Annotated in this window: 17 protein-coding genes and 3 pseudogenes; 12 read left to right on the forward strand and 8 right to left on the reverse strand. The window is 59.0% G+C overall.

The window, feature by feature from the left end:
• Positions 1–132 precede the first annotated feature (132 nt).
• Entirely contained in the window at positions 133–537 is a 405-nt protein-coding gene (locus RL_RS38185) for a host attachment protein (RefSeq protein ID WP_003549620.1), read from the reverse strand.
• A 192-nt stretch (positions 538–729) separates the two neighbouring features.
• Between RL_RS38185 and RL_RS40755 the strand changes: the two are divergent.
• Positions 730–976 (forward strand): annotated as a pseudogene (locus tag RL_RS40755) (alcohol dehydrogenase); the annotation flags it as partial.
• Positions 977–985: 9 nt separating this feature from the next.
• Here the strand turns inward: RL_RS40755 and RL_RS41040 are convergent.
• On the reverse strand, positions 986–1,348 hold the full coding sequence (locus RL_RS41040; RefSeq protein WP_326492028.1) for a 3'(2'),5'-bisphosphate nucleotidase CysQ family protein: 363 nt from the start codon (positions 1,346–1,348) through the stop codon (positions 986–988).
• A complete protein-coding gene (locus RL_RS36990) occupies positions 1,252–1,827 on the reverse strand; it encodes a 3'(2'),5'-bisphosphate nucleotidase CysQ family protein (protein WP_267970725.1) in 576 nt (191 codons plus the stop codon). The genes RL_RS41040 and RL_RS36990 overlap by 97 nt, the downstream gene beginning before the upstream one ends.
• A gap of 120 nt (positions 1,828–1,947) precedes the next feature.
• Here RL_RS36990 and RL_RS26075 point away from each other — a divergent pair, with 120 nt between their 5' ends.
• Positions 1,948–3,534: an AAA family ATPase gene (locus RL_RS26075; RefSeq protein WP_011649576.1), complete on the forward strand. Its 1,587-nt coding sequence runs from the start codon at positions 1,948–1,950 to the stop codon at positions 3,532–3,534.
• A 53-nt stretch (positions 3,535–3,587) separates the two neighbouring features.
• Here the strand turns inward: RL_RS26075 and RL_RS26080 are convergent.
• The 3 genes and pseudogenes from RL_RS26080 to groL form a co-directional block, all read right to left on the reverse strand.
• Positions 3,588–4,096, reverse strand: a pseudogene (locus RL_RS26080) (BON domain-containing protein); the annotation flags it as partial.
• Entirely contained in the window at positions 4,095–4,271 is a 177-nt protein-coding gene (locus tag RL_RS40270; protein ID WP_165422444.1) for a hypothetical protein, read from the reverse strand. The gene RL_RS40270 and the pseudogene RL_RS26080, both read right to left, overlap by 2 nt.
• A gap of 425 nt (positions 4,272–4,696) precedes the next feature.
• On the reverse strand, positions 4,697–6,316 hold the full coding sequence (gene groL, locus RL_RS26085) for a chaperonin GroEL (RefSeq protein ID WP_011649577.1): 1,620 nt from the start codon (positions 6,314–6,316) through the stop codon (positions 4,697–4,699).
• A 392-nt stretch (positions 6,317–6,708) separates the two neighbouring features.
• On the opposite strand from groL, the gene RL_RS39915 reads away from it, so the two are divergent.
• The 5 genes and pseudogenes from RL_RS39915 (at position 6,709) to RL_RS26105 (ending at position 12,903) form a co-directional block, all read left to right on the forward strand.
• Positions 6,709–6,885, forward strand: coding sequence for a hypothetical protein (locus RL_RS39915; protein ID WP_155251683.1), 177 nt, complete (start codon positions 6,709–6,711; stop codon positions 6,883–6,885).
• 144 nt (positions 6,886–7,029) lie between these two features.
• Positions 7,030–7,599 (forward strand): annotated as a pseudogene (locus tag RL_RS41175) (BON domain-containing protein); the annotation flags it as partial.
• Between the two features lie 438 nt (positions 7,600–8,037).
• Entirely contained in the window at positions 8,038–9,063 is a 1,026-nt protein-coding gene (locus tag RL_RS26095) for an HlyD family secretion protein (RefSeq protein WP_011649578.1), read from the forward strand.
• Entirely contained in the window at positions 9,060–11,780 is a 2,721-nt protein-coding gene (gene rbbA / locus RL_RS26100; protein WP_011649579.1) for a ribosome-associated ATPase/putative transporter RbbA, read from the forward strand. Before RL_RS26095 ends, rbbA begins: the two co-directional genes overlap by 4 nt.
• 1 nt (position 11,781) lies before the next feature.
• The gene (locus tag RL_RS26105; RefSeq protein WP_011649580.1) at positions 11,782–12,903 is read left to right on the forward strand and encodes an ABC transporter permease; all 1,122 of its coding nucleotides are present in this window, start codon (positions 11,782–11,784) and stop codon (positions 12,901–12,903) included.
• Between the two features lie 106 nt (positions 12,904–13,009).
• Here RL_RS26105 and RL_RS26110 read toward each other — a convergent pair whose 3' ends face one another.
• Complete coding sequence (locus RL_RS26110) at positions 13,010–13,375, reverse strand: hypothetical protein (RefSeq protein WP_011649581.1); 366 nt, start codon at positions 13,373–13,375, stop codon at positions 13,010–13,012.
• Between the two features lie 302 nt (positions 13,376–13,677).
• On the opposite strand from RL_RS26110, the gene RL_RS26115 reads away from it, so the two are divergent.
• Positions 13,678–14,544 carry a universal stress protein gene (locus RL_RS26115; RefSeq protein WP_041936752.1) on the forward strand — a complete coding sequence of 289 codons (867 nt, stop codon included), beginning with the start codon at positions 13,678–13,680 and terminating at the stop codon, positions 14,542–14,544.
• A 46-nt stretch (positions 14,545–14,590) separates the two neighbouring features.
• On the opposite strand, the gene RL_RS26120 is transcribed toward RL_RS26115, so the two are convergent.
• On the reverse strand, positions 14,591–14,812 hold the full coding sequence (locus tag RL_RS26120) for a hypothetical protein (RefSeq protein ID WP_233938717.1): 222 nt from the start codon (positions 14,810–14,812) through the stop codon (positions 14,591–14,593).
• 225 nt (positions 14,813–15,037) lie between these two features.
• Here RL_RS26120 and RL_RS26125 point away from each other — a divergent pair, with 225 nt between their 5' ends.
• The 4 genes from RL_RS26125 to RL_RS26140 all read left to right on the forward strand — a co-directional run bounded on the left by RL_RS26125 (position 15,038) and on the right by RL_RS26140 (position 19,836).
• Positions 15,038–15,700: a transcriptional regulator gene (locus RL_RS26125; RefSeq protein ID WP_011649584.1), complete on the forward strand. Its 663-nt coding sequence runs from the start codon at positions 15,038–15,040 to the stop codon at positions 15,698–15,700.
• Positions 15,701–15,831: 131 nt separating this feature from the next.
• Positions 15,832–16,368 (forward strand): hypothetical protein, encoded by a 537-nt coding sequence (locus tag RL_RS26130; protein WP_011649585.1) that lies wholly within the window; start codon positions 15,832–15,834, stop codon positions 16,366–16,368.
• Between the two features lie 762 nt (positions 16,369–17,130).
• Positions 17,131–17,697 (forward strand): sugar transferase, encoded by a 567-nt coding sequence (locus RL_RS26135; protein WP_028743346.1) that lies wholly within the window; start codon positions 17,131–17,133, stop codon positions 17,695–17,697.
• A 123-nt stretch (positions 17,698–17,820) separates the two neighbouring features.
• On the forward strand, positions 17,821–19,836 hold the full coding sequence (locus RL_RS26140; RefSeq protein WP_028743345.1) for a polysaccharide biosynthesis protein: 2,016 nt from the start codon (positions 17,821–17,823) through the stop codon (positions 19,834–19,836).
• Positions 19,837–19,847 lie beyond the last annotated feature (11 nt).

The following is a 19,847-nucleotide window of genomic DNA, read 5'->3' on the forward strand; positions in this document are numbered from 1 at the left end:
ACGTAGGATTGCAAGCTGAGTTTATTCTCCATAAAAGGGAATAGGCCAGGTCCATAAGCAACAATCCGCGAGCCGATGAAATTGTGAACCAGTTCGAATCCCATGCAGGCGGCTGTAAAAGAGATCGAAGCATCAGGCGAGCACTATTGCGGCCTCAATCTCGCTGGTGGATTGTCCGGCGAGGTCTTTGGCGATCTCCGCAAGCAGTCGCTCGGTCAAGGCAGCATGGAAGTGACGGCGCAATTCCCCCAGCGAACGCGGGTCAGCAATCACAATCAATTTCCGAATTTGACTCTCGAGCACCTGCTTGTTGAGATAGCCTGCAACGGCAGCGGCAAAATCATCTTCCCTCAGCCGCTGGTCGTCCGGATTGGCTGCGCTGCTTCGATGTCGGATACCAGAGCCGGCATGAGCCGGTTCAAGAGCAGGCTCCGGCAGGGCGGCAAGATCGACATGCGGCTCGTGTCCCACGTTGCGAAAAAGCCGCAAACTCCGTCCGTCGATCACGGCAATGGTAACATCATTCGGCACGATCATCTCGTTCTCCGCTTCGTATATCAGTTAACGCCTTTCGGCTCATACCGCCCCGGGACTCGTGATTCCAGGCAGCGCTGTCTGGCTGCGATCCAGCCGCATTTCAAAATGAACCAACGTGGCAATCAAGCTTTGATTCACATCAATCATGGGTACGACGCGCAGACTTTCGACCCAAAGCTCTCCTGTGACGCCATCGTTTTCCCGTGTGGAGGGATCCACATGCGTGATCGTCCGGCTATACCCTATGGGCTGATCTCGGGGGAGCTAAGCTTGGTTTCGGTCGCAAATCTGACGCGCAAGGATGCGGAGGCATTCTTCGCGATCGCCCGCCAGGCAGGTTCAGGACTCATACAACCGTCTATCCGCTTACCTTAGCCAATACGGCGCTTGACGCTTGCGTGCCGGCCGATTGAGTGCAGCGGCTGTCTTGAAACGTTGAGCCACGAGCCTATTGCTGGGTTGCAACTGCGGATGTGATTTCGAGTTCCCGTATGGTTGCAATCAGCCGTGCAGCAAGCTGCGGCGTTCGCGCGGCGATGAAGCCATCCTGCTTGAGTTTCCCCGTGCAGTTGCAACTGAGGGACGTTCCATCCGTCTGCAGAACGACGCCGCCGACTGCTTCGATAATCGCCTGGCCGGCAGCGCAGTCCCAGATCATCGTCGGGGCGAGCCGAAGATAGAAATCGGCCTCGGCCGCAGCCACCAGGGCGAATTTCAGCGATGACCCGATTTCTTCAACGTTGCAGGGCTGCAGCGCGGCCAGGAGCGCTTTTGTGCGAGGATCGAGATGAGAGCGGCTGACGAGCGCGATCGGATGACGCCGTCGAGCGAAAGGGCGTGGAAGGCTGCGGCGCTGCCCTCCGCCTGTTTGCTCGAATGCAAATCCACCGCCGTAGGAAAAGAAGAGCCGGTCACGGGCGGGGCATAGATCAGTCCCGCGCTCGCATGGCCATTCTCGACTAGGGCGATATTGACGGCAAATTCGTCGCGGCCTTTTATGAATTCCTTGGTGCCGTCGAGCGGATCGATTACGAGAACGGAATCCGAGTCCCTGCGGGCCTCAAAGGCGAGGCTATCTTCTTCGCTGACGACAGGGATTGCCGGAAAGAGCGCCACGCATGCTGCGCGCAGGATTTCATTGCTTGCAAGATCGGCGGAGGTGACGGGTGAACCGTCCGGTTTGGCTCTTACGGCAACGTGGTCGTCCTGCAAAACGAGCGCGGCACTGCCGGCTTTCCGGATCACCGGGACCAGCGCTTCGACAAGCTCCCTTCTCGAAGACAGGTTCATTTTCATCTCCCAGCAAGACCACGCCCTCGCTTTCATTTCTAAGATGCGGCGGCGCTCCGATCATTGATGCGCGTCAATGCATTGCCGCGGAATTGGGGCGATGCTTCCGACAGTGCGGTAATGTCAGCTGAAAGTTTGCAGATGATCACGGAAGACCAGTCGGCAACCATTTCCTTTCTCAATGGCGCGTTGTCTCGGGATGGGGAGCCTGTCGAAATGATCGAGACGCACATCTCGCGCATTTTTCTTGCCGGCGACCGCGCCTACAAGATGAAGCGCGCTGTGAAGCTGCCCTATGCCGATTTTTCCTCGGCGGAGAAAAGGATTGCGACATGCCGGAAAGAGGTGGAATTGAACACGCCCACAGCGCCGGGCATCTACCTCGGCGTCAGAGCGATTACACTGGAAAAGGATGGTCGCCTTGCGCTTGATGGTCAAGGGATCCTGCATGATGCTCTGGTGGAGATGCGGCGTTTCGATCAGTCGCTGCTACTCGACCATATCGCCGCCGCCGGCGGATTGACGCCGTCGATGATGACATCCCTTGCAAGGGCGATCGTCGCCTATCACCGTCTCGCCCCGGTCATCGGTACCAGCGGCGGGGCGGCCAGCATGGCTGCGGTGCTGAAGGTCAATGAGGCCGGCTTTGCTACAAGTCATGTCTTTTCCACTGCGGAGGTGGAGGAACTGACCGCGGCGTTCGAGCGGCACCTCGCACAGCTCGCCGAGGTTCTGGACCGGCGGGAGCAGTCGGGCAAGGTTCGGCGTTGCCATGGCGACCTGCATCTCCGCAACATATTCCTGCTTGATGGCGAACCATGCCTGTTCGATTGCATCGAGTTCAACGATCAGATCGCCACGACCGATATTCTCTACGATCTCGCCTTCCTGCTGATGGACCTCTGGCATCGCGGGCATCCCGAGTTAGCGAACCTCGTGATGAACCGCTATCTCGACGAGACGGACGAGGACGACGGCTTTGCAGCGCTGCCGTTCTTCATCGCCGTCCGCGCTGCCGTGCGGGCGCATGTGATCGCCACTCAGGCGGAGGATGCCGGTGATCGTGCGGCGGTGTTGATCGATGAGGCGCGTTCCTATTTCCAGCTTGCTCGGTCTCAACTGCAGCAGGTGCCGGGACGGCTTGTCGCTGTCGGTGGCCTCAGCGGATCGGGAAAGACGACGCTTGCAGAAGTGCTGGCGCCGCGCATCGGCCTCGCGCCGGGTGCTCGCATCATCGAAAGCGACCGCATTCGCAAGGCAATGCACGGCGTTCCGGCGGAGACCAGGCTGCCGCAGGCCGCATACCGGCCCGAAGTTTCCGCAAAGGTCTATCAGGAGATGGTCTGGCGAGCCCGACTCATCCTGGCGGAAGGCGGTTCGGCGGTGGCCGATGCGGTCTTCGACAAGCCGGTCAACCGGCGGATGATCGAGGAAGCGGCGGAAGAAGGCCACCATCCCTTTTCGGCCTTCTGGCTCGAAGCGGATCCGGCATTGCTGTGGCAGCGCGTTGCGGCACGGGTTGGCAGTCCCTCCGACGCGACTGTCGATATCCTGGCGCACCAGCTCGCGCATGAGACGGGCGCCGTCGCATGGCCGCGCCTCGACGCCACGCAGCGCGCCGCAAGGCTCGCCGACGAGATCATGCGGCGCATTGAGGAGAAAGTCCTTGAGCCCGTCCCCTATCAGCCGGCAGACTGCTCTTCTTGATGAAGGCCGTGAGCGCTTGCTTCCTGAGGGACGCCATCGATGTCAGATATTGATCAACCGACAGAGAGCTGATCATCGAGTGTGGTGATACCAGGGGCTGACCACGCGGCGCGCTCGGCGGCGCGTCGTTCTGCCCAGGTCTTGACCTTGCCTTTCAGCGTCACCTTTCCGCCGGAAACATCGACGCGAATTGCCTCGGCTTGCAGTTCTGCATCGCGCTCGAAGGCATTCTCGATGCGCTTCTTCACGTTGGCCGCGCTGACCTTGGGTTTGACCTCGACCAGATTCGATAGGCCAACAATGCCGGACAGATCTTTGACAGCATCTGACGCAGCTTCCTTCTGATACTGCCACTCGACCGTGCCGGTTAAGGTTACCCAGCCTTGATGACCCGCACCTGCACCGCCTCTTTCGGGATGCAGACATTCCAGTCGATCATCTTAACGGCCCGCTGCGCGATATCGTCGTCGTCGGTGTTACCAGCACCAAAAATACGAACCTCGATTTCCTGGGCAATGCCGCGAACTCCCTTCACGCGTTTGACGACGTGCTCGACCGCCTTAGCGCGACAGCGAGCCGTCTTTACCTAGTATCTGCTCTGCCGCAATGGCCGCTGCCAGCTTTTCTTTTTCAAGGCCTAGCAGCTCTAGGAGAACATGCTTCTGGATGTCGTCTTTCTCCGTCAGGAGCAAAGAGTTGAATTTTCTGATATTTTCGGCTGCGATTAAAATATCCATCGGATTGCCTCGCATTTATTCGTTGGAGGCGGGAACCAGCATCTGAGGAATACCGATTGGCAAAAGTTACGCCCGTCGAAGACTGCGCTTATGCAAATTACGCATTGCATCCTCTTCTTCGATCACGAGCAACGGTAGGCTTTTTACTGACAACTGGCAAGTCAACTTTGATGGCGGCCCTGCCATCGTAAAGGCCGCTCGTGGGCGGGCGTCAGCGACTTCGGCGCGTTTATTGACGTGTATCAAGGCATTCGACAGCCAAAGAGATATTTTTGCCGAGGTTCAACCAGAAGCTAGCTTGGAGGCCATCATCGTGCGGTACAAAACGATTCTCATTTGGGTCTGCGTGGCGCCACTCTCGCCCTTTCGTGACGGCCGGGCCGGTGGCTAACCGGATATCGACGCGACCCGCGCCGCCGATGGCCTTACATCTCCATCGTCGGCGACACCTGTTGTTGGATCGGTTCCGGGAGTTCCGTCATCGTTGCCTCCGTCAACAGCAATATGCTGGCGACGGAGACAGCATTCTCCAACGCGACGCGTACGACCTTGGTTGGATCGATGATACCTTCCTCCAGGAGATCGACATATCGGTTGCGGGCAGCGTCGAAGCCGATGGATCCTTCCCCTTCAAGCATCCTGGCGACAACGACCCCGCCATCCACAGCCGAGTTTTCGGCGATCTGCCGCGCCGGAACTTCGAGTGACCGTTTCAGGATTTGCACGCCCGTCCGCTCGTCCCCATCGCAGAGTTCCTCTTCCTCGGCCACAGCCTTCATACAGCGCAGGAGTGCGAGCCCTCCACCCGGAACGATACCCTCCTCGACGGCGGCCTTCGTGGCGTTGATCGCATCGTCAAGGGCATCCTTTTTGGCCTTCATCTCCGCTTCGGCGGGGGCGCCGACGCGAATGACGGCGACGCCGCCGGAGAGCTTTGCAAGTCGTTCCTGCAGTTTCTCCTTGTCGTAGTCGCTGGTTGTCTTTTCGATCTGTTTGCGGATCTGGTCAGCGCGTCCTTTCATCGCCTGCTGTGTGCCACCGCCGCCGATGATCGTCGTCGTTTCCTTGTCCACGACAACGCGCGTCGCCGTGCCAAGTTGTTCCAGGGTCACCTTGTCGAGTTTGAAGCCGAGATCTTCGGAAATGAGCTGAGCGCCGGTCAGGATTGCCAGATCTTGCAGCATTTCCTTGCGCCGATCACCGAAGCCCGGAGCCTTGACGGCACAGTTGCGAAAGGTTCCGCGGATCTGGTTGACGATCAGAGTGGCAAGGGCTTCGCCCTCGACGTCTTCGGCGATGACGAGAAGCGGCCTGCCCGATTTGGCAATTTCCTCGAGCGGGGCGACCAACTCGCCAAGCGCTGATATCTTCCGGTCGAAGATCAGGATCCGGGCATCCTCCAGGATGCTCTCCATCTTCTCCGCATCCGTGGCAAAATAGGGCGAGATATAGCCGCGGTCGAACTGCATGCCCTCGACCACGTCGAGACGGGTCTCCATCGTCTTGGATTCCTCGACGGTGATCACGCCCTCCTTACCGACTTTTGCCATCGCTTCGGCAACGAGCTTGCCGATGGTTTCGTCGTTGTGGGCGGAGATGGCGGCAACCTGCTGCTTCTCCCTGTCTGTCGTTACAGGTCTCGATATATCTCGCAGTGCCCTGACTGCCCTGCTGACCGCGCGCTCAAGGCCTCGTTTGAGATCGATGGCGCTGGCACCGGCCACCACGTTGCGATGGCCGTCAGCGAGGATTGCGTGAGCGAGCACGGTCGACGTGCTCGTTCCATCTCCGACCACTTCGCCGGTTTTTTCCGCGGCGGCACGCAACATTCGGGCCCCGAGGTTTTCCTCGGGATCCTTCAGATCGAACTCCTTCGCGATCGTCACGCCGTCGTTGCAGACGATGGGCGCGCCCCATTTTTTCTCTATCAAGACCGATTTGGAACGTGGCCCCAGCGTGATGCGGACAGCGTCGGCAAGCTTGGTCGCGCCTTGGAGAACCTTGCCTCTCGCCTCAGCATGGAAAAGAACCTGTTTGTGTGCCATTCCCGTCTCCCGAGAAGTTCGTTGGATAGCCTGAAGGGCTGTCATGCCCAACCAATGACAGAAAACGGGCATGAAGATCTTGACCGATATCAATTTGCGGTTTGACTAAACGAGGAAGGACGACAGAGGAGTTTGATCTTTCGCAATGCAGCTTTCCGGGCGCCGTCTTAGATGTGTTTCGTGTCGAAGATCGAGGGAAACGTCATGAAGATATCGCTCACGATTCTGCTTCCTTCTCTGGCGGCGACGAATTGCTCGACGTCGGATCGATTCCGGACCGATCCCTGTTGCCGGCGAACGAAGCCCATCGGAAAGTTCGATGCACGATGCGATGCGCCAAAGCTCGGTTATAAGAACTTCTGCCCGCCGCCGCCGGTGGTAGGAGGCAGCTCATGACACCTTCCCGGCATGATGGTCGTTGGCTACGCTGGCTGGTCGTGGATCATCTTCTTTTAATTGTATTGATCTTGATGATCGTGACCCTTTTCAGCATTCCGCTATACAAATCGATAAACGATATGGACCAAGGAAACGCGCCGCTGGAGCGTTCAACGCACGAAGGGCTTTAGTTTCGCTATCTCAAGATCGAGGAGTAGCTGCCCTTAAAATGGTGACGCCATTCGTCAATATTTACCCGCTATCACCTGGCGTTGCCGGCACCCGCTTCCGCCCATCGCAACTGCGCAAAGAAATCCATCCCGCCTTCTTGAGCCGTCGCTGTTGACAACGGCATCGTCACTCTTACGGGCCGCGTCAGTTCCTATTCCGAAAAGGAAACCGCCGAGGGCGTTGTAAAGCCTGTGAGGGGCGTGCGCGGCATTGCCGAGGAGATCGAAGTGAAGATCTTCAGCGCTTATGACACATCGGACCAAGACATTGCGCGCCGCGCTGCCAACATGATCGACTGGAACGTTTCTGTTCCCAAGGATACCGTCCAGGTCAAGGTCCAGAAGGGCTGGGTCACGCTCACCGGCAAAGTCGAGTGGCAATATCAGAAGAACGCCGCCGCTGATACCGTTCGCGACGTTGGCGGCGTTGTTGGTCTGTCCAACCTTATCGAGATCGCTCCGCGTGTCAGTGCAGCGGCCGTGAAGAAGCGGATCGAGGACGCATTCAAGCGGGACGCGGAACTCGGGTCCCAAGGGATCCGGGGCCGAGGTCTCGGCGGCAGCGTCACGCTCAGGGGCAAGGTTCATATCTGGTCGGAACGGCGCGCGGCGGAACGTTCGGCGTGGTCTGCGCCTGGGATCACGACACTGAATGATCAAAAAGCGATTGGATAATTTATCTGACGCGAAGGGCTCGGTGCATCACTGGACATGTCGCACCGGACGTCGTTCAATATCTGCGTGTCCGCGTCGCTGGGGCCATTTCTGGGCTCGCATCATATCACTGCCGCCGTAAGTCCATTGAGGAGGAGAGCGATCTCTCAACGGGCTGCCCCACTCGAATCCATGCACATCAAGGACGCGATGCCGCAGGGCGATAGATGAAGAAGTCGACATCATCATGGCGGTTTGGGACGACGTGATCGTAGCCCAGGAGATTGCCATGTGGAGAGGACGCCCTATACCGGATGCAGCCCGGCGATACGAAACTTCTCGATTAAGTCTTGGCCATGCAGCATGGCGCCACCCAGACATGACGTAAGTCAAGGATGGACGCCTGTGTAACGGCTAGAAGGATCGGACAAGCCCGCAATATCGATCGGAGGCTACGTCTTGAAAAGACAGCAGTTTGTCATATTGATTTCGACCGCCTCGCTGTTAAGCCTCAGCCAGCCTCTCTTTGCCCACGATGGTTTAGCCGTCGCGGGCCATTTTGAAGCCCTGTGGCGCAAAATCACCGGACAGCATCTGCCGGCGAATGTCTCCATGTCGAACGGCCGTATCGAGGCCCAGCAGGTGTTGATCTCAGCCAAGTTTGCCGGTCGCCTTGCCGCGGTTCTGGTCAATGAGGGTGATGTGGTGGACGCGGGCGCCCCGATTGCCCGGATCGATGCATCCGATCTCGCTGCCCAACTCGCCGGAGCCAAGGCGGGGGTTCGCCGAAGCGAGACCAGCCAGATCGAGGCCGATGCTGCGATCGCCCAGCGCGAGAGCGAGTTGACGCTTGCCCGCCAGGAGCTTCAGCGCGCGCAGTCGATGAGCAACACGGGCAGCGGCTCCATGCAGCAGCTTGAATTGCGGCGCAGCCAGCTGGGCGTGGCCGAGGCGGCTGGGCGGTCGGCGCTGGCGAGCCGCGACGAGGCGGAAGCCGCAACCGAGGCGGCGCGGGCGGAGGTGGCCCGACTTCAATCGCTGATCGATGATGCGGTGCTGAAAGCGCCGCTCCGAGGTCGCGTCGAATATAAGCTGGCGCAGACCGGCGAGGTCGTTGCGGCCGGCGCACCGGTAGTCACACTGCTCGATCTCTCCGACGTTTCGATGACCATCTTCCTTCCGGCACGCGCGGCCGGCAGCTTGGCGATTGGAGATGAGGCCCGAATCATTCTCGATCCGGCGCCCCAATATGTCGTGCCGGCGAAGGTTTCCTTTGTCGCTTCGGAGGCGCAGTTTACGCCGAAGACAGTCGAGACGCAGGACGAGCGCGAGAAGCTGGTTTTCCGCGTGAAGCTGAGAATCGCGCCGGATTTGCTCAAGGGATACGAATCGCGCATCAAGACCGGTGTGAGGGGTGTCGGTTATGTCCGCACCGATCCCGCGGCAAGCTGGCCGGCTGACCTGCAAGTGAAGCTGCCGCAATGAGCGGAGCTGCCGTCCGCTTCACCGCGGTGACACATCGCTACGGCCACAGTCTCGCCCTCGATGCCGTCGATTTTGCCGTTCCTGCCGGCTGCATGGCTGGGTTGATCGGGCCGGACGGCGTCGGCAAGTCGACGCTGCTCGGCCTTGCCGCGGGCATCACCCGCATTCAGCACGGGCAAATCGAGGTGCTTGGCGGCAACATGGCCGGGAGGCGCCATCGCCGCGCGGTCTGCGCCCGCATCGCCTTCATGCCGCAGGGGCTCGGACGCAATCTCTATCCCACGCTGAGCGTTGCCGAAAACCTCGATTTCTTCGGACGCCTCTTCGGGCAGGGCGGCCGGCAGCGACGTGCACGCATCGATGAATTGCTGCGCATGACCGGTCTACTGCCTTTTCGCGATAGACCGGCGGAAAAGCTTTCGGGGGGAATGAGGCAAAAGCTCGGTATTTGCGCCTCGCTGCTACACGATCCGGACCTGTTGATCCTCGACGAGCCGACGACCGGCATCGACCCGCTGTCACGGCGGCAATTCTGGCAACTCATCGACCTTATCCGTGCGCGACGCCCACAAATGAGCGTCATCGTCGCCACTGCCTATATGGAGGAGGCTGAACGCTTCGACTGGCTGGCCGCCCTGCATGGCGGGCGGCTGATCGCCACCGGAAGCCCGACCGAGATCATGCAGCAGGTCGGGCGGCAGACGCTGGAGGCCGCGTTTATCGCGCTCATGCCCAATGCCGCCGAAGCAGACCAAGGCTCGCTGATCGTCGCGCCTCGCGTGACCGGCGACGGGCCGCCGGCGATCGCAGCGGAGGGGCTGACATGCCGTTTCGGCGACTTCGTCGCGGTCGACCATGTCAGCTTCCGCATTCCGAAGGGAGAGATCTTCGGTTTCCTCGGTTCGAACGGCAGCGGAAAAAGCACGACGATGAAGATGTTGACGGGCCTGCTTCCGGCGAGCGAGGGTGTGGCAAAGCTTTTCGGCCAGCCCCTGAAAGCCGGCGATATTGAGACCCGCAAGCGCGTCGGCTACATGTCACAGGCCTTTTCGCTCTATGGCGAATTGACGGTGCGCCAGAACCTGACACTGCACGCGCGGCTCTTCGCTCTGCCGGCGAACGAGATCGCGCCACGCGTGGCCAAGATGCTCGCCGAATACGATCTTGCCGATGTCGCCGACCAGCGGTCGCAGCACCTGCCGCTCGGCATCCGCCAGCGACTCCAGCTTGCAGCGGCCGTCCTTCACCGGCCGGAGATCTTGATCCTCGACGAACCGACCTCCGGCGTCGATCCGGTTGCGCGCAGCGCCTTCTGGCGGTCGTTGATCCGGCTTGCGCGGCGCGACGGCGTCACCATCTTTCTGTCGACGCATTTTATGAACGAGGCCGAACGCTGCGACCGCATCTCGCTGATGCATGCGGGCAAGGTGCTGGCGATCGGCAGCCCGGCGGAACTCAGCGCCGAACGCGGCAAGGCGACGCTTGCGGAAACCTTCATCGAAATCCTGAGCGAAGCCGGCATGGGCGAAGGAGCCGAAGCCGGTGTCGGGGAGGCTGCCGTTGCCGGCGAACATGCATCCCATTCGCGGCTCTTTGATCCAGGGCGGCTCTGGGCCTATACGCGGCGCGAGACGCTGGAAATCCTACGCGACCGGGCGCGGCTCGTCTTCGCATTGCTCGGACCGGTCATGTTGATGCTGACCTTCGGCTACGGCATTTCCTTCGATGTCGAGCATCTGCCCTTCGCCGTCTATGACCAGGACCAGTCGGCGGAAAGTCGGCAATTGGTGGAGAGCCTGCAAGGTTCGCGTTACTTCGAGGAGCGGCCGCCGATTGCGTCGACCGACGCCTTGCAAAGGCGGCTGCAGGACGGCGAACTCATGGTGGCAATCGAGATCCCGCCCGATTTCGGCCGCGACCTGATGCGGCGGCAGACGCCGGAGGTCTCGGTCTGGCTCGACGGCGCCATGCCGTTTCGCGCCGAAACGGCACGGGGTTATGTCTCAGGTCTCGTTTCCGCCTATCTCGCCGATGCGTCGGCGAGGCGAACGGGACACACCGCCTCCCCCTATCCGGTCAATATCGAAAGCCGCTTCCGCTACAATCAGGACTTCAAGAGCGCCAATGCCATCGTGCCGAGTGTCATCATGCTGATGCTTGTACTGATCCCGGCAATCATGACGGCGCTTGGAATCGTCAAGGAGAAGGAAACCGGCACGATCGCCAATTTCCAGGCGACGCCCGTTACCCGCATCGAATTCCTGCTCGGCAAGCAGCTTCCCTATGTGGCGATCGCCTTTGCCAGTTTTCTGATGCTGCTCCTGATGATGCGCTTCGTCTTTTTCGTGCCGATCAAGGGGTCGATCGGTCTGCTGGTCGCGGGTTCCATCCTTTACATTCTTTCGACCACGGCCTTCGGTCTCGTCGTGTCGAGTTTCATGCGCAGCCAGATGGCGGCGATCTTTGCCACAGCGATCGTGTCGATCATCCCGGCGGTGAACTTTTCCGGGCTTCTTGTGCCCGTCTCTTCGCTTTCGGGCGGCGGACGGTTCATGGGACTGCTCTTTCCGGCAGCCTGGTACCAACCGTTGAGTGTCGGCGTGATCACCAAGGGTCTCGGATTTTCCGAGCTCTGGCCAAATCTGATCGCCCTTGCTGCCTTCGGCATCGTCTTCGTCGGCACTGCGCTTGTCGCACTCAGAAAGCAGGGGGCTTGAGATGTGGGAAAAGCTCAAACGGATCTTCAGGCTTGGCATCAAGGAACTCTACAGCCTCAGGGCCGATCCCGTCATGATGGTCCTCATCATCTATACTTTTACGATCGCCGTTTACACTGTCTCTACCGGCGCAAAATTCGAGGTCGAGAACGCCTCCGTCGCCGTGGTCGACGAAGACCGGTCGATGCTCTCGACACGGCTGAGGGACGCGCTGCTGAAGCCTTTCTTCAAGGAGCCGGTGCTGATCGCCGCAGGCGAGGTGGACGCGGCGATGGATGCCGGCCGATTCGTCTTCGTGCTGGAGATACCGCCGAAGTTCGAGGAGGAAGCGATTGTCGGGCGCAAACCCACGCTGCAGCTCGACATTGACGCGACAGCGATGTCCCAGGCCGGCAACGGCGCCTCTTATATCCAGAGCATCATCATGCAGGAAGTCGTTTCGGCCCTGCCGACCAGCGCGGCCGCCCCGCCGATCTCCCTCCTCGTCAGCGCTCGTTTCAATCCCAATCTGCAATCGACCTGGTTTACGGCGGTGATGCAGGTCATCAACAATGTGACCATGCTCTCGGTCATTCTTACTGGGGCGGCGCTGATCCGTGAACGAGAGCATGGCACGATCGAGCATCTGCTGGTCATGCCGGTGACGCCGGCCGAGATCATGGTGTCGAAGATCTGGGCGAACGGCCTCGTCATTGTCGTGGCGGCCGTGCTTTCCCTGCTCGTCGTGGTCGAGTGGCTGCTTGCCGTGCCGATAGCCGGCTCGATCGGCCTGTTCGTATTCTGTACCGTTCTCTACCTATTCTCCGTCACGTCGCTCGGTATCCTGATCGCGACAGCGTCCAGTTCCATGGCGCAGTTCGGGCTGATTTCGATGCCGATCCTGATCATGATGAACCTGCTCTCCGGCAGCACGACGCCGATGGACAGCATGCCGCTCTGGCTGCAATACGCGATGGTGATTTCGCCCGCGCCGCATTTCGTCTCGATATCGCAGGCGATCCTCTATCGTGGCGCCGGCTGGGATGCCGTCTGGCCGGACGCCATCGCACTGAGCCTAATTGGTATCCTCTTTTTCGTAGGCGCGCTGATGCGCTTCCGCAAGGCGCTGGCCGAGGCGCGATAGGGGGAGGCGCGCAGTTATTCCGCGCGGGTAATCGTGACAGGTCCGGGATGATCTGTCGCCAGACGAGGCTCTTGATGCATATTCTCTTATCTGAGGGCATTCCGGCCTAACGATGGTCAGGACTATGCATCGCCCTCAACCGGCGAATTGTCTCGCAGCCGCCAGGCTTTGATGAAACTGTCGTCTTCCTGCCGACCGCTTCGGCAGCCGCCTCCACCAATTGAAAAGCATATTCCACCGCTGCTTCCGTATCATCGTGGGAGAGTTTTTCCGCGCGGCAACGGATTTGAAGCAGCCGTCTGATCCGGCGTTTGATCCCACGCATAGCGGCGCCGTCCGAGTGAGCGAAAAGCTGTCGCAGACAGCTGGTTGCGACCACTTCGGAAACCAGTAGTTTTCCCTCGATTTCGCCGAGCGTCGGCACGGCAAACCGCGCTCCTCCAGTCTGACAGTCACGATCTGTAACCAGCATCGTTGTTCTCCCTTTTACTTCGGCTTTCGATCATTCGTCATTGAGCGCTCTTTTCACCCGGCGCAGGATCACCGATCGTCCCTTTCGATCGGCACTGCGACGCAACCGCTCTTCCAGATCGAGAACGATTGACTGGTGCCAATCGGGATGACCAACTTCTTGCAGTCACAGATCCGGCCGCGCCGTGAAAATCCAAACTGGATCTGACATGGTCTGCCCTCGATTGCTCGAGCATCCTAGCCGACAGGAACACCGCCGCTTTGCGTCAGATCAATGAATTGTGAGAGCGAGGAAGATTAGGATTGATTTTCTCCAACAAGAAAGGCGATCCGATCATGACCATTAAAACTGTTTTGAGTGTCCTTGGCGTCAATCACTTCGACGCAGATTTGAAGGGTGCGATTGATTTTTGTGAAACCCGCGGCGCTCACCTGACCGCAATGGTGATTTCGATGGGCGCGGCGCCCCCGATCGGTTCCGCCGAAGTTGTCTCGACCGTCTGGATCGAGGAACGCCAGCGGGAAGTCGACAGTCTGGCCGACAAGGCGTCCGAGATCAAAGCGATCCTCGCACGAAGCGAGGCCTCCTCCGAGGTACAGGAGATCTACACCGAATTCGCCTGGGCGGATGAAGATATCGCCGAGCGGGCACTCTATGCCGATCTCGTCCTGATCGGCCCGCAGGCTGCCGGTGACCGAGAGCTTCGGCGCAGAGTTATAGACGGCGCCTTGTTCCGGTCGCCGACACCGATGCTGATCAATCCGAAAAAGACCAATATCGGATTTGCTCCTAAGTCAATCCTACTGGCGTGGGACTCCAGCGACGAGGCCTCGCGAGCAGCGCGCCAGTCGATCGAGTTTCTGCAGGCTGCAGAATCGGTACATGTTACCCTCGTCGATCCGCGGGCATCATCATCCGCGAATGGTGAAGAGCCCGGCGCTGATGTTGCCACCTTTCTGGCACGGCACGGGATAGAGGTTGATGTGGATTGCGTCGCAAGCGGCGGCCGCCGCGTCGACGAGGTACTACGCCAGCATTCGGTGGACGTCGCCGCCGACATGATCGTCATGGGCGCATATAATCATTCTCGACTGCAGCAGCGTCTTTTTGGCGGTGTGACGCGGTCGATGGTGGAGGAAACCAAGGTTCCTCTCTTCCTCGCCCACTGAGCAAGACGCCCGGGACCCTCCTGGGCGTCTTTCCCTGACCATTTTTTCACTCGACTGAAAGCGCCGTACGACCGGTAACCTCACGGACAAATATGCCGTAAAAAATGTGCTCGGACGCCGAGGCGGTTGACTGCGCCTGCGGCTTCAACGCGCCGATTTCCCACCAGTCGAAGTGTTTTTGCAGCAACGACCAGGCGTGCAACCTTTCATTACGCCAAAGGTCGGTATCCCTAAACTCCTCGAACCGGCCATCGACGACGATGCTCATCCAACCTTTTCCCGTGCCATGCTGATCGATTTGCAGAAAGACGTTTTCATGCGCGCGCATCCATTCGACTTTTCGGCCGGGCATTAACAAGGCGTCGTCTCAGTTCCCGTGGCCCTGGTGTCGCCACGGTATGGACCGTCGGCGCAATAGTCGTTATTTGCACGCCACGTTGCGATGCTGAAAACGTCGCCGAAACATCACCGCAGACACCCAAGGCTTCTCAAAGTGAAAAAAGTGCAGCGCAGCTTTGCCGTTGAGTACAAATCAGGACGGCGAAAACTCAACTCCAAACCGAGTTCCATCTGGGGAGACACGGATCTCAAGTCCGTTGCGCGAGATATGCAGGACGAGGCAATGCCATTTATGTCATTACCTCCTCAGGCAAGAAACAGCGAGATGCTTGTACCCGAAGAAGAACCGGCCGGGCCGTTATTGACACTGCCGATCGACCAAGAGACAAATGCATCGGCTTTACAGGAGACCATAATGGCCGACGAAAACGATACGATGACCAATGCTGACACACCGGCCGCCGCGGCGCCCGATGTACTGAAGAAGGTGCGCAAACCTCGAGCCAAGAAGGCGGTGCCTGAAACCGCCTCAGCCGCCGTTTCTGTGCAACCAGCAGCGGCTTCGGGTGCCAAAGCTGGAAAGCAGACGAGAGGACGCAAAGCAAAGCCTGACGAAGGGACGACGAGTGCCAGGCGTGCGCCTGTCAAACGTGCTCCCAAGGCTGTGTCGATAACGACTGCACCGTCGGTGGCGGCAGTTGATGAGATCGCGGATCTTCTGCAGCTCGAAGAGGAAAACCAGAGACTGCGCAAGCTGCTGGCGGAGAAGCTCCGCGCTGAAAATGCCGATCTGCGGAAGCGACTTAACCTCGGTTGATTGGCAGCAGACGGCCAAGCGCTGGCCGCATTCTCATGCTTATTGAAGTGAAGATTTTGGCGGCGGTTCGATCTGCCGCCAACGTTTTTGCTCGCAGTTTGCATACTGAGTAGAATTCGAGGTCGAATAAAATGGCGTCTCCATGGAAACTTCTTGCTGGGCTGGTGTCACGGCGACGCCAGCAGAAGCGAGAACACGGCTCGACCGATGACGTGAAGCCGACTGAAACGGCGGCCGACAACCGGTTGAACGCCGCAGACAGTGCGGCCAACGAAAAACCGGTCATTCACGAAGAACGCGAGGCGGTGTCAGCGGACCTGGATCATGCCGAGGAAGCGGCAAGTAGTGTTAATGACACGAGAGATGTCGCAAGCGCCACGCTCACGAAAGCGGTTGATCCGGCCTTATCCAATGAGGCCGACGTAGCCGCATACGCCGCACCAAAGGCATTGCCAGTAAGCGAAGGTCCAACGCGAAAGCGCAGCAGGCGGAGCAAGAAAGTGAAAACGATTGCTGTCGTTCTTCCACCTTCTCCAGGCGTTACCGCCGTTTCTGCCGACGCGGTGAGCCTCGATGGCGAAATCAGACTGCTCCGGGATCAGCTGGCGACGAAGCTTAGGCTGCAAAACGCACAACTGAAGAGGATGCTGGATCGATTCGAGCGCTGAAATTGTCATTTCCTATCGTACCCAATCGCGGCCAGTGTGCCTTGGCTCGGAACGGGTATGAGCTGCGTTGCGCGCGAATTGGATAAGGTCTAGCTGGCCTGCCGCCCAAATGAGAGAGAGCTAGCCGCGGGGTTTCATACGGCTGTGCTCAATTCCGATTCCGCCTGCCTTTACCGAAATTACTCGGCGGTCTCTCCGCCTCCACCATCAGCCCGGCTGGCCGGTTGGCAGGGACGTGAAGTCATCCTGGCCAGTTTGCCCGACCACCGTCCCACGACATTGCGTGGCGTGGCAATAATTGCAAAGGCCACCTCGCGTCGTCGAGAGATTTGAGGCGACATTCCTCCGTCTTTGCTTGCCTCGCCGAACAAGAGCGCGATCGACCGTGCCGACCGGCACTTGATCCCATTCTCGCGCCTTGCCTGGATGTTCATCGCTCAGGGGGACGATCTCGATTGGCGCGCAATGTCGTATCGCCCGCGGTTCATCTGCGAAGCTGGCGATGGAATGCCGGCTCGCGGATCTGTCATGCCGTCTAAACCTCCCCTTGGATTGTGGCCATCGCGTCCTGCCCGGCTTTTGGTCCTGCCAGGCGCGCGATGGGCGCGACCTCGAAACGGAGGTTCGATCAAGATTTGCCGATCCTCGTCCGTCCGCGTCCGCAGAATGATGGCAGTTGACGCGAAACGCTTTTTGACGATACGGCAACGCGATGGCGCGAATGGCGGATGGTCGGTCGGTAAGTCGGAAGAACTGCGGAGCATGGGTTTGAAACGGGCGGTGGATTTTTTCTTGGCTTTGATTGCGGCGGCGATCCTGCTCGTTCCAATCCTTGTCGTCGCTCTTTGTGTTCGCCTTACCTCGCCGGGACCGATCCTCTATTGGTCAAAACGTGTCGGGCGTTTCAATCAGATCTTCCTGATGCCGAAATTTCGCAGCATGCGCGTCGACACACCGACGGTTGCCACGCATCTGCTCGAAGATCCGGATCGCTTTCTGACACCGATCGGTTCGTTTCTGCGCAAATCCAGCCTCGACGAACTGCCGCAGCTCTGGTGCATTCTCGAGGGGAAGATGAGTTTCGTCGGCCCGCGGCCGGCACTCTACAATCAATATGATCTGATAGAGTTGCGGACGACCCATGGTGTCGACAAGCTCCTGCCCGGACTGACCGGATGGGCGCAGATCAATGGCCGGGACGAATTGCCGATTCCGGAGAAGGTAAAATTCGATGTCGAATATCTTGAACGCCGCTCGTTCGGCTTCGACATAAGCATCCTGTTTATGACGGCCGAAAAGGTCATTCGCCGTAAGGGAATAAGGCATTAAGCTACCTACTTCTGATAGATAAGCGGGGCGGGGGACCTTACTTTCCGATTATTTCAGTTGCGCTCGTTGCAGAAAATGACAAGAAGGTGGTTGTCTGATTGATCCGCGAGACGCTGGTAAGCAATGCCCGAAAATACCCCCACTGAGACGCCGCGCTCAGGATGGTTCTTAATGCCGATGCAAGCGCTCGTCGCCCCTCTGCTGGCGATGCCGCGGGTTGCCAAACGCGCTCTGGCCTTGCTGCTGGATTCCAGCTTTTGTGTTCTGACGATCTGGCTGGCCTATTGTTTCCGCCTAAACGAATGGACGGTGCTGACAGGTGTGCAGTGGCTGCCGGTCTTCGTTTCGCTCTGTATGGCACTTCCCATCTTCATCGTCATGGGCATGTATCGGGCGATCTTCCGCTATGCCAATATGGCTGCTTTCATTACTGTTCTGAAGGCGATTGCGATCTACGGCGTCGCCTTCATGACGATATTTACAGCACTCAGCGTCCCCGGTGTTCCGAGAACCGTCGGCATCCTCCAGCCCTTCCTTCTGTTGATTGCGATCGGCCTGTCGAGGTTGAGTATCCGCTACTGGCTCGGGGATGCCTACCAGCGCATCCTTCACAAGAATATGCTCGCCAAGGTGTTGATCTATGGGGCAGGGACGGCCGGGCGGCAACTGGCCGGTGCCTTGATCAACAGTGCCGAACTCAATGTCGTCGGCTATCTGGATGATGATCCGCGTCTCAAGGGCGGCGTCATGGGTGGTTTGCCGATCTACGACCCCTCGGATCTTCCGGTGCTTGCCGAATCTCTCGGCGTGCACAACGTGCTTCTTGCACTTCCCTCCGCATCGCGGCAGCGTCGCAACGAAATCCTGGAGCACATCCGTAAAGCCAGGGTCAATGTTCGCACGTTGCCGGATCTCACTGCCCTGGCTCAGGGACGCATCGCCGTCTCCGACATCCGAGAGCTGGAGATCGAAGATCTTCTGGGAAGAGAAGCGGTCGCGCCGCGCCAGGAGCTACTCGACAAGTCGATGCGCAACAAGGTGGTGATGGTCACCGGTGCTGGCGGCTCGATCGGCGGCGAGCTATGTCGTCAGATTTTGCGCACCGGGCCTTCCAGCCTGATCCTCATCGATCAGAACGAGTTTGCGCTTTACAATATCCATGCCGAATTGCAGAAGCTCGCCGAACTGTACAAGCATGAAAATATGCAGATCGTTCCGATTCTGTGTTCTGTCCGCGATCAGGATCGCATGGAACATGTCATGCAGAGCTGGCGACCTCAGACGCTCTATCATGCAGCCGCTTACAAGCATGTTCCCCTTGTCGAACACAATGCCGTGGAAGGCATCAAGAACAACGTGATGGGTACGTTGGTCGCGGCACGCGCGGCGAATAAATGCGGCGTCTCGAATTTCGTGCTGATCAGCACAGACAAAGCCGTGCGTCCGACAAATGTGATGGGCGCCAGCAAGAGGCTGGCGGAGATGGTTCTGCAGGCGCTTGCGGCGGAATCGGCGACCGACAGAATGCGAACGAATTTCTCCATGGTCCGTTTCGGAAACGTCCTCGGCTCCTCCGGATCTGTCGTGCCGCTTTTCCGGCAGCAGATCAAGGAGGGCGGCCCGGTGACACTGACACATCCTGATATAACCCGCTACTTCATGACCATTTCGGAGGCTTCTCAACTCGTCATACAGGCCGGCGCGATGGCGGAGGGCGGAGATGTCTTCCTGCTCGACATGGGAGAGCCGGTTCGCATCGCAGATCTCGCCCGCAAGATGGTGGAGCTTTCCGGGCTGGCCGTCCGGGACGAAGACAATCCCGAAGGCGATATCGAGCTGTCCGTTACCGGTCTTCGACCCGGCGAGAAGCTCTTTGAAGAGCTGTTGATCGGGGATAATCCTGAAACAACCGAACATCCTCGGATTATGAAGGCGCGCGAGGATTTCCTGTCCTGGGCGGAGCTGTCGCGAAGGCTCAACGCGCTCAACGCGGCGTTGGACCGGAACGATATGATCGCTGCACGTGCGACATTGGCGGAGCTCGTTTCCGGCTATTCGTCAACGGGTGAGGTCTCGGATCTGGCTTTCACCGGCGCCGAGCCAATACGGCTACCTCAGACAATTCAAAGCAAGCTGTAGGGTCTGCAGGC

Source organism: Rhizobium johnstonii 3841, from assembly GCF_000009265.1.
Taxonomy (GTDB): Bacteria; Pseudomonadota; Alphaproteobacteria; order Rhizobiales; family Rhizobiaceae; genus Rhizobium; species Rhizobium acaciae.

Excerpts from the sequence above, each read along its gene's own strand:
- RL_RS38185 (WP_003549620.1), bottom strand. The coding sequence starts at position 537 with ATGATCGTGCCGAATGATGTTACCATTGCCGTGATCGACGGACGGAGT.
- RL_RS36990 (WP_267970725.1), bottom strand. The coding sequence starts at position 1,827 with ATGAACCTGTCTTCGAGAAGGGAGCTTGTCGAAGCGCTGGTCCCGGTG.
- RL_RS26075 (WP_011649576.1), top strand. The coding sequence starts at position 1,948 with ATGTCAGCTGAAAGTTTGCAGATGATCACGGAAGACCAGTCGGCAACC.
- RL_RS40270 (WP_165422444.1), bottom strand. The coding sequence starts at position 4,271 with ATGGATATTTTAATCGCAGCCGAAAATATCAGAAAATTCAACTCTTTG.
- groL (WP_011649577.1), bottom strand. The coding sequence starts at position 6,316 with ATGGCACACAAACAGGTTCTTTTCCATGCTGAGGCGAGAGGCAAGGTT.
- RL_RS39915 (WP_155251683.1), top strand. The coding sequence starts at position 6,709 with ATGACACCTTCCCGGCATGATGGTCGTTGGCTACGCTGGCTGGTCGTG.
- rbbA (WP_011649579.1), top strand. The coding sequence starts at position 9,060 with ATGAGCGGAGCTGCCGTCCGCTTCACCGCGGTGACACATCGCTACGGC.
- RL_RS26105 (WP_011649580.1), top strand. The coding sequence starts at position 11,782 with ATGTGGGAAAAGCTCAAACGGATCTTCAGGCTTGGCATCAAGGAACTC.
- RL_RS26110 (WP_011649581.1), bottom strand. The coding sequence starts at position 13,375 with ATGCTGGTTACAGATCGTGACTGTCAGACTGGAGGAGCGCGGTTTGCC.
- RL_RS26120 (WP_233938717.1), bottom strand. The coding sequence starts at position 14,812 with ATGAGCATCGTCGTCGATGGCCGGTTCGAGGAGTTTAGGGATACCGAC.
- RL_RS26130 (WP_011649585.1), top strand. The coding sequence starts at position 15,832 with ATGGCGTCTCCATGGAAACTTCTTGCTGGGCTGGTGTCACGGCGACGC.
- RL_RS26135 (WP_028743346.1), top strand. The coding sequence starts at position 17,131 with ATGGGTTTGAAACGGGCGGTGGATTTTTTCTTGGCTTTGATTGCGGCG.
- RL_RS26140 (WP_028743345.1), top strand. The coding sequence starts at position 17,821 with ATGCCCGAAAATACCCCCACTGAGACGCCGCGCTCAGGATGGTTCTTA.